This is a genomic window from Listeria sp. SHR_NRA_18, assembly GCF_003856515.1.
In the GTDB taxonomy this organism is placed as follows: Bacteria; Bacillota; Bacilli; order Lactobacillales; family Listeriaceae; genus Listeria_A; species Listeria_A newyorkensis.
Map to the genome: position 1 here is coordinate 486,094 of NZ_QPKR01000001.1, position 14,282 is coordinate 500,375.

Here is a 14,282-nt window from a genome sequence, read left to right on the forward strand (position 1 = left end):
AATTTTTATAAAATAAATTGCGTTAAATCTTTATCCATCATAATTGTGGCTAATTTGTCGTTCACATAACTTTCTGTTACCGTGACAGACTCTAGTGTAATCTCTGGCGCTTCAAAAAGCAAGTCTTCTAGTAATTTTTCTAGAATCGTATGCAATCTTCTAGCACCAATGTTGTCCGTTTCTTGGTTGACATGAAAGGCGATTTCAGCTAACCGCTCTACGGCTTCTTTTGTAAAAACAAGTTCAATATCTTCGGTCTTCAGCAATGCTTTATATTGTTTAATTAGCGCATTATCCGGCTCCGTTAAAATTTTCACGAAATCTTCTTGGGATAATTTATCTAACTCAATCCGGATTGGGAAACGCCCTTGAAGCTCTGGAATTAGATCGGACGGTTTCGACATGTGAAATGCTCCAGCTGCGATGAAAAGAATATATTCTGTGTTGACTGTACCATATTTCGTCGCGATTTGCGAGCCTTCAACAATCGGCAAGATATCCCGTTGCACACCTTCACGCGATACTTGGGCATTGCCACCACCTTGACCACCACTTGCAATTTTGTCAATCTCATCGATGAAAATTATACCCATTTGTTCAGCGCGTAAAATGGCTTCTGACGCCACTTCATCTTGATCAATCAGTTTCGAAGCCTCATCTTCAAACAAGATTTTGCGCGCTTCTTTCACAGTTACTTTGCGTTTCTTCATTTTTGACGGAAATAGGCCTGAAAAAGCGTCCTGCATGCCGCTCATTTGATCCATACCGGTACCGCGGAACATGTCTGCCATTGGGCTTTGCTGTTCTTTCACCTCAACGGTTACGTAGTCATTATCCAAATCGCCACTCTTTAGTTGCCATTCGATTTGACTGCGTTTGGAGCGTACTGTGTCATCCTCAGGTTCCGTTTCTTCTTCTGCCTGCTGATTTCCACCACCAAAAAGCATTTCTAACGGGTTTTGCGATGCCTGCTTTTGCTTCTTCTTACTCGGCGCAAGCAATTTCACAAGACGTTTCTCCGCATTTTCTTCCGCTTTTACACGAACAATCTGCATTTTTTCCTCTTTCACAAGTCGCACCGAAACCTCTACAAGATCACGAACCATGGACTCTACATCACGCCCAACATACCCAACCTCTGTAAATTTCGTTGCTTCTACTTTGGAAAATGGTGCACGAACGATTTTAGCGATACGGCGAGCAATTTCCGTTTTTCCGACACCAGTTGGACCAATCATCAGAATATTTTTAGGAATGACCTCATCTCTGATCTCATCTGCCATCAATGAACGGCGATAGCGATTCCGGAGTGCAACTGCGACTGACTTCTTAGCACCCGTTTGCCCGATGATGTACTGATCTAATTTTTCTACGATTTGGCGTGGCGTTAAATGAATGTTTGACAAATCGAGTCCCTCCTTACAATTGTTCTACAATAATATTATCATTCGTAAATACACAAATTTCGGATGCAATATCTAGCGCATTTCTAGCAATATCTTTCGCCTCTAGCCGGTCACCGTCGAAACGCTTCATCGCTCGCCCAGCAGCCAATGCATAGTTACCACCAGAACCAATCGCTAAAATGCCATCATCCGGTTCAATAACCTCACCTGTACCCGACACTAACAATAATTTCTCATCATTCATGACAATCAACATCGCTTCAAGCTTGCGCAAAACATTATCACTGCGCCACTGCTTAGCAAGTTCTACCGCCGCTCGCTCTAAGTTTCCATTATATTCATTTAATTTTCCTTCAAACTTTTCAAAAAGCGTAAAAGCATCCGCAACAGAGCCAGCAAAACCAGCCACTACTCTATCATGAAAAAGGCGCCTTACTTTCTTAGCCGTGTGTTTCATCACGACAGAATTTCCTAATGTTACTTGTCCGTCTCCGGCCATAGCAGATTTGCCATTGTGACGAATTGCAAAAATCGTTGTCAATTTCCATACGCCTCCATTTCTAAAAAAATCAAGCTCTTGGATGGTGTCTCATATAAGTTTCCTTCAAATGCTCCTTCGTGACATGTGTATAGATCTGCGTGGAAGAAAGACTTGCATGCCCTAATAATTCCTGAACCGTTCGCATATCCGCACCATTATTCAGCAAATCAGTCGCGAATGTGTGTCGCAGCATATGAGGATGAATCTTCCTTGTTAAAGAAGCCTTCTCGATCACTTTGCTCAAACAATAACGAATACCTCTTGCTGTCAGCGGATCACCGTAATGATTTATCAACAGCGCTTGGTGTTCCTTCTTATGGTGTTCCATCAAAATAGTGCGGCCACCTTTTGTATAATCATTCACAGCGTCTAACGCAAAAGCACCGAATGGAACGTACCGCTCCTTGTTCCCTTTTCCCCTAATTAAAATGGCTTGATAGGTTTGATCAATGTCAGGCAATAGAATTCCTGCGCACTCACTCACGCGAATCCCAGTAGCATATAATAATTCAAGCAAAGCCCGATCTCGTAAAGTCAACGGATCATTATTCGCGTATACGACATCAAACAATGCCTCCATTTCCTTGGAATAGAAAAATTTGGGCAACCGTAATTGTTTCTTTGCATGTGAAACAATTGCGAACGGATTCTCAATCATAACTTTTTCCCGTAGCAAAAAGGCATAGAAACTGCGCAAACTTGAAATTTTCCGGGCTACAGTTGTGCGGGCAAATTCCTGTTTGCGTAAATATGTGAGATATAGTCTAACATCCATATACGTCACATCTGTAAAATGATTAATTGCTTCCTCCATCATAAATGAATGAAAATCGCGAATATCATGAAGATAGTTAATATTAGTATGTTCTGAATAATTGCGCTCAGTGCTCAAGTAATTGCTAAACTCTTGCTCCCAATTTCGCCCAGTCATCACATTTATACACCTCTCAAACAAGTCCATCGTATCACACATGGTGTGATGTTGCAATAATTTTATACATTTTTCGCAACCTTTCGAATTGAACCGGGAAAGTGTAAATTAAAGGATAAAACGGATTCTAATGCGATTCAGTAAAAAATGAACTCACCTAGTTTGTTTAAATTCTATCAGTAATATTTTTCCTCAAACATCAAAAACAAGACAATGCGGCTTCTTTTTATCAAAGCCGCATCCCCTTATTTTTTTATAAAGTCGGAATAACTTCTTTCACTGCTGTGATTGCTCGATTTGCATGTTGTTCATTTCTTTCTTGTTTACTACGAATTTTTGTTGGCAAGTCTGGGAATAAACCAAAATTCACATTCATTGGTTGGAATGTTTTCGTATTCGTGTTCGTAATATAGTACGCCATACTTCCAATGGCCGTCTCTGGAGGGAAAACAACTAACTCTTCGCCTAAAACAAGACGCGCCGCATTAATTCCGGCAGCTAAACCACTTGCTGCTGATTCAACATAGCCCTCAACACCCGTCATTTGCCCTGCAAAAAACAGTTCTGGACGCGCTTTTAGTTGATACGTTGGTAATAAAACTTTCGGTGAGTTAATAAAAGTATTGCGATGCATCACGCCGTAACGAACAATTTCCGCATTTTCTAAACCAGGGATCATTTGGAATACCCGTTTTTGATCTCCCCATTTCAGATGTGTTTGGAAACCAACCATATTATAAAGCGTTCCTGCTGCATCATCTTGACGTAATTGCAAAACAGCGTATGGTCGTTTTCCAGTCTTTGGATCTTCTAAGCCAACTGGTTTCATCGGTCCAAATAACATTGTCTTAATACCACGCTTAGCCATCACTTCAATCGGCATACAACCTTCAAAGAAAATTTCTTTTTCGAACTCTTTTAGTTTAGCTGTTTCGGCAGTTACTAATGCTTCATGAAACGCGTTAAATTCTTCTTCCGTCATCGGGCAATTGAGATAAGCCGCTTCCCCTTTGTCGTATCTAGATTTCAAATATACCTTGTCCATATCGATACTATCTTGCTCAATAATTGGAGCAGCAGCATCGTAGAAGTATAAGTACTCTTCACCAGTGAGTTCTTTGATTTTTCCAGCTAACGCCTCACTTGTTAATGGGCCGGTTGCAATAATGGTTGGACCTTCTGGTATTTCTGTAATTTCCTTATGGTATACCGTAACATTCGGATGCTCCTTCACTTTCTCAGTCACATAGCTTGAAAATTCATGCCTATCCACAGCCAAAGCACCACCCGCTGGAACGGAAGCTTGATCAGCTGCTTCAATAATAATGGAATCTAGCAAACGCATTTCCTCTTTGATAACACCTACAGCATTGGTCATCGTATTCGCTCGTAATGAATTACTACACACTAGTTCAGCAAATTTGTCAGTGTGGTGCGCCGGTGTTTGCTTTACAGGACGCATTTCATATAAGTCCACTTTAATTCCTCGTTTGGCTAGTTGCCAAGCCGCTTCACTTCCAGCCAAGCCTGCACCAATTACATTTACTTTTTTCTCCATTTTTATCCTCCAATTCAGAACAATAGCAACGCGCGATGGTCGCTTGTTGCTACTGTGTCTAGCTATTTTTTTACGCATTCTATTGTTGTGGTTGCTCTTTATAATCACAATTAGTACATTGAATTTGTACACCTTTTTTGAGTTTCTTCTCAACGAGGGCTTTCTCGTTACACTTCGGACACGGACGCGCGATTGGTTTATCCCAAGAAACATAATCACATGCAGGATAGCGATCGCAACCATAGAATATCCGTTTTTTCTTACTCTTGCGTTCAATCACTTGCCCCTCATTACACTTAGGACATGTAACACCAATTTCTTTAACAATCGGTTTCGTGTTACGACAATCTGGAAAGCGACTACAAGCTAAAAACTTACCGTATTTGCCCATTTTAAAGACCATTGGAGCGCCACAAAGATCACAATCAATCCCTGCCGGTTCATCCTTAATCTCGATTTTCTCCATTTCCTTGTCTGCTCGCTCGACATTTTTCTCGAAGCCTTGGTAGAACTGGTCAATAACCTTCACCCACTGCATCTCACCATGCTCTACTTCATCTAACTCCGCTTCCATATTTGCCGTAAACTGTACGTCCAATATTTCAGGGAAATAGTCACGGATAAGTTCATGTACGATTTCACCTAATTCTGTTGGTACAAATCGTTTATTATCCAACGATACATAGTTACGCCGCTGAATCGTATCAAGCGTAGGCGAATAAGTAGATGGTCTCCCAATTCCCACTTCTTCCAAAGTCTTAACCAGTCTCGCTTCTGTAAAACGTGGCGGTGGCTGCGTAAAATGTTGACGCTGTTCTAGCGATTGCGATTCCACTTTGTCGCCTTTTTTCAAGTCTGGCAAAATATTTTCTTTTTCTTCTTTATTATCATCGTTACTTTCCACATAGACCTTCATAAACCCTGCAAATTTTATCTTAGAACCATTGGCACGGAACATGACGCCATTATTATCTAAATCCACTCGCATCGTATCCAAGACAGCTGGAGCCATTTGACTTGCTATGAAACGTTCCCAAATCAAACGATATAAGCGTAGTTGGTCACGACCTAGATATTCTTTGACTTCCTGAGGAGAGCGCATTGCACTGGTTGGCCGAATAGCTTCATGGGCATCTTGAGAACCTTTGGATTTCTTGTCATTTCTCTTTTGCGTACGACCAAATTCCTTGCCATATGTCTCCGTAATAAATGTAGATGCTTCTTGAATCGCCGTATCAGAAATACGCGTGGAATCGGTACGCATATACGTAATCAAACCAACCGTTCCTTGACGACCTAAAGCAATCCCTTCATACAATTGTTGCGCTAACATCATCGTTTTACGAGTTCGGAAATTAAGCTTACGTGCAGCCTCTTGTTGCAAGGATGACGTCGTAAATGGCGCTGCCGGATTACGCAGGCGTTCCTTTTTTACTACATCGATAACTTCAAATTGCTTCCCTTTAATCGTTGACATCACTTCTTTGACATCTTCAACTGTGGAAAGTTTCTTTTTCTTCCCGTTCATACCATAAAAATTAGCTTGGAACTCTTTTTTTCCTTTTTTGAAATTACCATCAATGGTCCAGTATTCTTCTGGTATGAAGGCTTTGATTTCATTTTCCCGATCAATCACGAGTTTGAGCGCGACAGATTGGACACGACCAGCGCTCAGTCCCTTTTTCACTTTCTTCCATAGAATAGGACTGATATTATATCCTACTAGTCGATCTAGAATACGGCGAGCCTGTTGTGCATCTACTAGATCCATATCAATTTTACGTGGATGTTTAAAGGATTCTTTCACAGCTTCTTTTGTGATTTCGTTAAAAACAACGCGTAAATCATCTGTTTGGTCTAAACCAAGACTTGTCGCAAGGTGCCAAGCAATTGCTTCACCCTCGCGATCTGGATCGGCTGCGAGATACACTTTTTTCGCTTTTTTCGCAGCTTGTTTTAGTTCTTTTAAAATAGGACCTTTACCACGAATCGTGATATAACGCGGTTCAAAGTTGTTCTCTGTGTCCACACCCATTTGACTCTTTGGTAAATCCCGTAGATGTCCCATAGATGCCTTTACTTTGTATTTCTTGCCAAGGTACTTCTCAATTGTCTTTGCCTTTGCTGGTGATTCTACTATTACTAAATAATCGGCCATTGTTAATTCCTCCCTAATTTGGGATACGCATTTAAGACGGCGGAGCGCGACAGAATCATTCTTCTGACATTCAGCTTCCGATTTTAAATAGTCTCCAACTCTAATTACAAAAATGAAACGTGTAATCAGTAGTAAATGTTATCCTTAGTTGTGCTATTTGTCAATTCATTTTTATTCCATCTATTTTTTTGCCTGTTCGGAATAATGATGATTCTTTAGCCAACTTATATCAAATACGCGAGAAATGCAAGCCTAATCACTTAAAATGTAGAATTTTATCCTTATTGACGCAATTCTTCCATTATATCTGAAGCTTCCATTACTAATTTCGCTCCTTCTTGAATTAATTTATTCGTCCCAGCAGAGCTAAGTTGAAAAATGCTGCCTGGTACCGCGAAGACTTCCCGATTTTGATTTAATGCTGCATCTGCTGTGATAAGTGAACCACTTCTCTTCTCCGCCTGTACAATCAGCGTTCCCAATGATAGCCCGCTAATAATACGATTTCGTTCTGGAAAATGCCATTTTCGTGCTGTAACATGCGGTGCGTACTCACTTAATACAAGTCCATCGTTCATTATTTTTTCGAACAGTTGCTTATTTTCAAGGGGGTAAAATTGTAAGAATCCACTTCCAATGACCGCAATTGTTTTCCCTCCGACACGTATAGCCTCTCGATGCGCCTCTGCATCTACTCCCATTGCTAACCCGCTTACAATAGTTAACGATTCTTTACAGAGCGGCGCAACTAGCTGGCCTATTATTTGTTTGCCATACTCCGTCATCTTTCGGGTGCCTACGATAGCAAGTTTTTCCCATGCTAATAGCTCTACATTTCCCCTTGCAAATAAAAGTAATGGTGGGTCATACAATTCACGTAATAACGCAGGATAACAAGCATCTTCAATCGATATAAGTGTAATCTGATACCGCTCCAATTCCAATAGTACATTCGCTAAATGAAAGCGAGAAAAATCATCTTTAAATCGTTCGCGCTGTTCTTCTGACATTTCTAGACTTACCGCTATTTCTTCAGCAGAGATCTTTCGTAGCTGCTCTACTGGAAACTCGCGCCATAATCTTCCCAGTTGTTTAACAGAAATCGACGAACAATATTTCATACGCAGTAACCAGTTTTTCATGTATCATTTCTCCTTTACGTTTTCCTTATCTTATCCCCTCATTCCCATTTTGTAAATTGTGTCAAAAACAGCAAAAAAGCAGTTTCAAACAATAAAATCATCTCAACTTCTTTAAAAGATAATTTCTATCGTTGTTACTGCTTTTTCAACTAGCTTTTAGTGCCTAAAAAAATATTTTTCACTGGCGCAAAAGTCAAGCGGTGAATAGGACATACTCCTTGTTTCTCAAGACCATCCAGATGTGCTTTCGTCCCATAACCCATATTCTTCGCAAAACCATATCCAGGAAATTCCTCATCAAATGATGCCATCATTCTATCGCGAGTTACTTTTGCAACAATAGATGCTGCTGCGATTGATACGCTTTTGCTATCCCCTTTGATCAGGGACAACTCATGTTCACAATGTTTCAAAGGCATCGCGTCAATCAGACAGAAATCTGGTTTCAAAGATAATGAATCAACAGCCTCTGCCATCGCTAATTTAGTGGCTTCATAAATATTGACATCATCAATGACCTCATGCGATTTAACACCTATACCGACAGCCAGTGCCTTTTCTAGAATCGTGTCATATAATTGGTCACGCTTCGCCTCATTCAACTGCTTCGAATCATTGACGCCAACGACATCAAAATCAGCCGGCAACACCACCGCAGCAGCAACTACTGGCCCAGCAAGCGGCCCACGCCCAACCTCATCGATTCCGGCGATGACTTGAAACCCCTTAGCTCTGGCCTCATTTTCATAGTATTTCATCGCTTCTAACTGAACAAGGAGCGCCTCTTTTTTCGCCTGTTCACGCCGAAACGTAGCGACTAATTTGGCAACACCCTTACGCTCATCTAAAAGGCATTCTTGAAAAAACGGATCCGCCTCAGAAGTCACAGATTGCAATCGTTCTTTAATTATCGCTAGCTTCTCCGCCATTTTCATCGTCCTCCACTATCAAATCACTTGGAAAATCAAAGGAAACGCGGCCCATTTTCTCTTGGCGCATCTCTCTCACTAGTAATTCAGCCGCACGCGAATAATCAGGATCACGATAGCGATCATAAATACCGCGCCGTTCTGCAATCATCGCCAGGACCTCCGTCGTTTCCTCAGGCAAAGTCTCAATTTGCAGCCATTGATGCAGTTTTTCCGGATAATGTTCCTCTAAAAAGCGCAAGCCAAACCCAGCGATATCTTCCATATGTAGCAAATCATCTTTGATTGCACCTGTAAGCGCCAACTTATAACCAACACGCTGATCTTCAAATTTCGGCCATAAAATTCCCGGAGTATCAAGTAGCTCCAACGTTTTCCCAACTTTAATCCACTGCTGCGCTTTCGTCACGCCTGGTTTATTCCCAGTTTTCGCAATATTCTTCTTCACAAGACGGTTAATCAACGTCGATTTCCCAACGTTTGGAATCCCTAAAATCATTGCCCGAATCGCTCTCGGTTTCATACCACGGCTACGCTGACGTTCAAATTTCTCCGCCATCAACGCTTCGGCAGCCCGTTCGATTTTATGCATCCCTTTCCCTTCTTGTGCGTTCACAGCGACCGCTGGCAATCCGCGTTCCGCAAAATGATCAATCCATTCCTGCGTCACTTTCTCATCGGCTGTATCTGCTTTATTTAAAATAATCACGCGTCTTTTCTGGTGAATAATCTCCTCAAGCATCGGATTAGACGAAGAATAAGGAATCCTCGCATCCACCAATTCAAAAATCACATCCACCAACTTCAATTTCTCTGTTACTTCACGACGGGCTTTTGCCATATGACCCGGAAACCATTGTATTGTCATAATAAACTCCTTTTATCGAATAAACTTCGCGTGCTCCAGTGGCCAATAGCAAATCGGGGTTGTTCCAAGTATTTTCGACTCTGGAATCGGTCCCATAATCCGACTATCCTTACTTGCACGGCGATTATCACCTAACACGAAAACCGTTCCTTTTGGCACAACGCCTCCTGAAATCATGTCTTCTGTACTAAAATCATCTGTTAATAATGCGTTTCCTAGTTGTTTTTTATACGTATCCAGATACGGCTCATCCTGCTTTTTTCCATTGATAAATAGCTCATCATTCTTATACACTATCTTATCGCCAGGTACGCCTATCACACGCTTCACATACTCTCTATTATCATCTTTAAAAATAATCACGTCGAAGCGATTCACATTTCCAAAGCGATTAATAATGACCCGATCTCCATCATGCAGCGTCGGCATCATCGAAGAACCGTCTACCATGACAGGCACAAAAAAGTAGAAACGGATAAGTATCGTTAGAAATAGGCCCAGCACAATCGCCCAGGTCCAACTCCATAATAATTTTAAATTCTTTTCGTTCAAAATCCCATCTCCCCTAAACCTCTTGCTAGACTTATCACCCTTCTGACTTAATTTTTTTATAGTTCTAAGTATACACTAATAATAAAAAAAAAGCTTGGGTCTGGTCCATAACCCAAATAAATCGGCGAAAAGCGCTCGCATTCAGAGAGTTTGGCGAACTTCCGGTTCTCACGTACAGTCGTACGCTCCGCTTCCGGCTTTCACCAAACTCTCTGAATACAAACGCTCTCGCTCGATTTTTTTATAGCAAAATTAAACTCTTACCACAAATAAGATTAGAGATATTCTACTTAGTTCCTTATTTTTGCAACGACTTTCCGAACGAAATGACTTTTCCTAGTACTTTGTCCTCGTCAATAAAGCCAATATAGCGACTATCTTTACTTATAGGGCGATTATCACCTAGCACGAACAATTTGCCCTCTGGTACCTTCGTAGCCCCTCCACACGCTGGAATTGTGGCTAAGGAGAAGTTAGGATTACCTTGCGCACCATCATTTAATGTCGTTAAATAACCATTAGAAAGGTCTTTTTTTGCTTCATCTAAGTATGGTTCGTCATATTTTTTACCATTTATATACAGTTGATCTTGCTTGTACTCCACTGTATCTCCTGGCAATCCAATCACGCGTTTGATGTATTCCGTATCCTTCTCGTCAGGTGCTGGGAATACAATAATATCAAATCGATCTGGACCTGTTACTTTATTAATAAATAAGTGCTCTCCATCATGCAACGTTGGGTACATAGAATCCCCAAATACTGTAACTGGTGAAATCACAAAATAGCGGAGCGCCATGGAAAGTATAACGGCCACAAGGATTACCTGAACCCAACCCCATATTGCCTTACCTTTGCCACGACCAGTTTTTTTAGTCTCATTAGTCTCACTATCCATATCCTCTAGTTCCTCTCTACAATTACTACTAAACACAAGTTAAAGTATAGCATGAAACGCTTTGAAAAAAACAGCAAAATATACTGTGCTAGAGTAATTCTAATCCATTTCTAATATACACTTGCTTTCCTACCTACTGTTTACCCCATTCCCAAAAAGAAAAACGCTAAAATCCATCATCTGGACTTAGCGTTTTCCATTCCATTAAGCGGATGTTTTAATTGGGATAATAGAACCGTCTTCTAACTGTAATTGTGGCTCAGCGTCACCAGTAACGGCTTCTTTCGTAATGATACATTTCTTGATATCATCACGGGAAGGAATCTCAAACATAACTTCCAACATAATATGCTCAATAATCGAGCGAAGACCACGTGCTCCCGTTTTACGAGCAATCGCTTCTTTGGAAATCTCTGATAAAGCTTCTGCTGTAAATTCAAGTTCGACGTCATCAAGTTCTAACATTTTTTGGTATTGTTTCACAAGAGCATTTTTTGGCTCTGTCAAAATCGAGATTAGTGTCTCTTCATCCAATTGCTCTAATGTTGCAATAACCGGTAAACGTCCGATAAATTCAGGAATTAGACCGAATTTCAGTAAATCTTCGGGAACAACTTTAGAAAGATACGTTTCATCTTCTTTTAATTGCTCGTTTTCTGTTCCGAATCCGATGACTTTTTCACCGAGACGATTTTTAACGATTTGTTCAACGCCATCAAAAGCACCACCGACGATAAACAGGATATTGCCTGTGTCGATTTGGATAAATTCTTGATGTGGATGCTTGCGCCCGCCTTGTGGAGGAACACTTGCAACCGTTCCTTCAAGAATTTTCAGCAAGGCTTGTTGCACACCTTCACCGGAAACATCACGCGTAATAGATGGATTCTCTGATTTTCGCGCTACTTTATCGATTTCATCAATGTAGATAATACCTTTTTCAGCACGTTCTACATCAAAATCAGCCGCTTGAAGCAGTTTCAGCAGAATATTTTCGACATCTTCACCAACGTAACCAGCTTCTGTCAGACTCGTAGCATCTGCAATGGCAAATGGCACGTTCAAAAGTCTAGCCAACGTCTGTGCTAGCAATGTTTTACCGCTACCAGTTGGTCCGATTAGGCAGATATTGCTCTTAGATAGTTCCACAGCATCGTCTGCTTTTTCGTTAGAATTGATGCGCTTATAGTGATTGTAAACCGCCACAGCCAATGCTTTTTTCGCACGGTCTTGACCGATAACGTAATCACTTAAAATGCGGCGAATCTCTTGAGGTTTCGGCACATCGCCAAAGTCCACAAATTCAGACACATTTAGCTCTTCTTCAATAATTTCGTTACATAATTCGATGCACTCGTCACAAATATACACGCCAGGTCCTGCAACTAATTTGCGCACTTGGTCTTGTGTTTTGCCACAAAAAGAACATTTCAACGTTCCCTTTTCGTCATTAAATTTGAACAAGGTTTTCACCCCTTCTAATTAAGTGTTTTCATAAGCGTAATGCCTTATAAAACAAGCTTATGTCTGTTTATCATATCACTAGTTTGTGAGAAATGCTATTAAGAAACATTGAGTAGGTTGCATACTTGCTTTGTTTGTATGCGTGTTGAGGTTTTGATTTGGAAAAAATGCGTGCTTTATAAGAAGCTTGAACAGTTGGGTATTTTGATGAGCTTGTGATAAATAGTGGCTTAAGGATGGTATTTTTGTACTTGATGAAGTCCTGTTTCTCCACAGTGGATTCCTCTGATTTAGTCCTTAATTGCCGTAAAAACAACGCTCAAACAAGTTTATGGAACGAATGCTCGCACTCATATTGCGGCCTCTAATTCAGAAAGCAACGTCATAAGCGGCGCAACAAAAGGGCACAAGTTATAAACTCATGCCCTCTCCTAAACATACTAGTGAATTGTCTTGCTTCCTAAAAATTATTCCGCTGCTTTTACTTCTTTAGCATTTTCTACTAAAAGATCGATTGCTTTACGGATTTTAAGGTCAGATTTCAATTCGTTCATATCGCCTAATGCTGCACGAACTGCGTCTACTTCCATGCTGTATTTGTCAGCAAGTGTTTTTACTTCTTCGTCAATGTCTGCTTCTGTTGGCGTGATGCCCTCAGCTTCAGCAATTGCTTCAAGAACTAGGTTAGTTTTTACGCGTTTTTCAGCGTCAGTTTCCATTTGTGCATGCATCGCTTCTTCTGTTTGACCAGTGAATTGATAGTAAAGCTCAGGAGTTAATCCTTGTGCTTGTAAATCTTGCGCAAAGTGGTTCATCATGTGATCTGCTTCGTGGTGAACCATTGCATGTGGAATTTCCACTTCTGCATTTTCTACCGCTTTTGCAATCGCATCATTTTGTTTCGCTTGCACAACGCTCTCTTCTTTTGCTTCTTGTAAGCGTTTTGTTACTTTTTCTTTCAATTCAGCAAGAGTTTCCACTTCTTCGTCGATGTCTTTTGCAAGCTCATCGTCAAGTTCTGGAACTTCTTTTGTTTTAACTTCGTGTACTTTGATTTTGAATACGACCGCTTGACCAGCAAGATCTTCTGCGTGGTATTCTTCTGGGAATGTTAATTCGATATCTTTTTCTTCACCAGCTTTCAAACCAACCACTTGCTCTTCAAAACCTGGGATGAATGAACCTGATCCAAGTTCTAATGAGTGATTGTCTGCTTGGCCGCCTTCAAAAGCAACACCGTCTTTAAATCCTTCAAAATCAAGAATAACTGTATCGCCATCCTCAGCTGGAGCATCTTCACGGACTACTAATTCTGCTTGACGTTCTTGCATGCTCTTAAGCTCAGCATCCACTTCTTCGTCTGTTAATTTCGCATCGCGTGCTTCTACTTCAACGCCTTTGTAGTCGCCAAGTTTCACTTCAGGTTTCACAGTAACTTCTGCTGTTAATACCCAAGCAGCATCTTTTTCCATTGATTCTACATTGATTTGCGGGTTGTCCACTGGATCAATTCCAGATTCTTCAATAGCAGCTGCGTAAACTTCTGGCAACATGATATCTAATGCATCTTGGTACAATGCTTCTTCACCAAAACGTTGGTTAAAAATTTGACGCGGCACTTTCCCTTTACGGAAGCCTGGTACGTTTAGATTTTTACGAACTTTTTGGAACGCTTTGTCCATTCCTACTTTGATTTGATCTTGATCGATTTCGAAAGTTAATGTACCAACATTACCTTCTTTTTTTTCCCATTTTACTGACATGGTATTCCCTCCATACATCTATTTACTGGTTATTAGTCTTGATTCCTCAATACTGATTTCAGTCGCACTCAT

12 protein-coding genes are annotated in these 14,282 nt (G+C 40.8%); all 12 read right to left on the bottom strand.

Features of this window, described 5'->3' with window-relative positions:
• Window positions 1-5: 5 nt before the first annotated feature.
• Entirely contained in the window at window positions 6-1,406 is a 1,401-nt protein-coding gene (hslU, locus tag DUK53_RS02425) for an ATP-dependent protease ATPase subunit HslU (protein WP_036093846.1), read from the bottom strand.
• Window positions 1,407-1,419: 13 nt separating this feature from the next.
• Window positions 1,420-1,947, bottom strand: coding sequence for an HslVU peptidase proteolytic subunit (gene hslV / locus DUK53_RS02430; RefSeq protein ID WP_036093845.1), 528 nt, complete (start codon window positions 1,945-1,947; stop codon window positions 1,420-1,422).
• Window positions 1,948-1,975: 28 nt separating this feature from the next.
• Entirely contained in the window at window positions 1,976-2,878 is a 903-nt protein-coding gene (gene xerC / locus DUK53_RS02435; RefSeq protein WP_036093844.1) for a tyrosine recombinase XerC, read from the bottom strand.
• Between the two features lie 253 nt (window positions 2,879-3,131).
• Complete coding sequence (trmFO, locus tag DUK53_RS02440; protein WP_036093843.1) at window positions 3,132-4,436, bottom strand: FADH(2)-oxidizing methylenetetrahydrofolate--tRNA-(uracil(54)-C(5))-methyltransferase TrmFO; 1,305 nt, start codon at window positions 4,434-4,436, stop codon at window positions 3,132-3,134.
• Between the two features lie 79 nt (window positions 4,437-4,515).
• Window positions 4,516-6,594: a type I DNA topoisomerase gene (topA, locus tag DUK53_RS02445; protein ID WP_036093842.1), complete on the bottom strand. Its 2,079-nt coding sequence runs from the start codon at window positions 6,592-6,594 to the stop codon at window positions 4,516-4,518.
• Between the two features lie 281 nt (window positions 6,595-6,875).
• A complete protein-coding gene (dprA, locus tag DUK53_RS02450) occupies window positions 6,876-7,736 on the bottom strand; it encodes a DNA-processing protein DprA (protein ID WP_036093841.1) in 861 nt (286 codons plus the stop codon).
• Window positions 7,737-7,885: 149 nt separating this feature from the next.
• On the bottom strand, window positions 7,886-8,665 hold the full coding sequence (locus DUK53_RS02455; RefSeq protein WP_036093840.1) for a ribonuclease HII: 780 nt from the start codon (window positions 8,663-8,665) through the stop codon (window positions 7,886-7,888).
• Window positions 8,640-9,533, bottom strand: a complete 894-nt coding sequence (gene ylqF / locus DUK53_RS02460; protein WP_036093839.1) for a ribosome biogenesis GTPase YlqF — start codon at window positions 9,531-9,533, stop codon at window positions 8,640-8,642. The genes DUK53_RS02455 and ylqF overlap by 26 nt, the downstream gene beginning before the upstream one ends.
• 12 nt (window positions 9,534-9,545) lie before the next feature.
• Complete coding sequence (sipZ, locus tag DUK53_RS02465) at window positions 9,546-10,085, bottom strand: type I signal peptidase SipZ (RefSeq protein WP_036093838.1); 540 nt, start codon at window positions 10,083-10,085, stop codon at window positions 9,546-9,548.
• Window positions 10,086-10,383: 298 nt separating this feature from the next.
• Window positions 10,384-10,983 carry a signal peptidase I gene (gene lepB / locus DUK53_RS02470; protein ID WP_052164856.1) on the bottom strand — a complete coding sequence of 200 codons (600 nt, stop codon included), beginning with the start codon at window positions 10,981-10,983 and terminating at the stop codon, window positions 10,384-10,386.
• Window positions 10,984-11,187: 204 nt separating this feature from the next.
• Entirely contained in the window at window positions 11,188-12,447 is a 1,260-nt protein-coding gene (gene clpX / locus DUK53_RS02475) for an ATP-dependent protease ATP-binding subunit ClpX (RefSeq protein WP_036093835.1), read from the bottom strand.
• Between the two features lie 467 nt (window positions 12,448-12,914).
• Complete coding sequence (gene tig / locus DUK53_RS02480; RefSeq protein WP_036093833.1) at window positions 12,915-14,210, bottom strand: trigger factor; 1,296 nt, start codon at window positions 14,208-14,210, stop codon at window positions 12,915-12,917.
• Window positions 14,211-14,282: the final 72 nt, after the last annotated feature.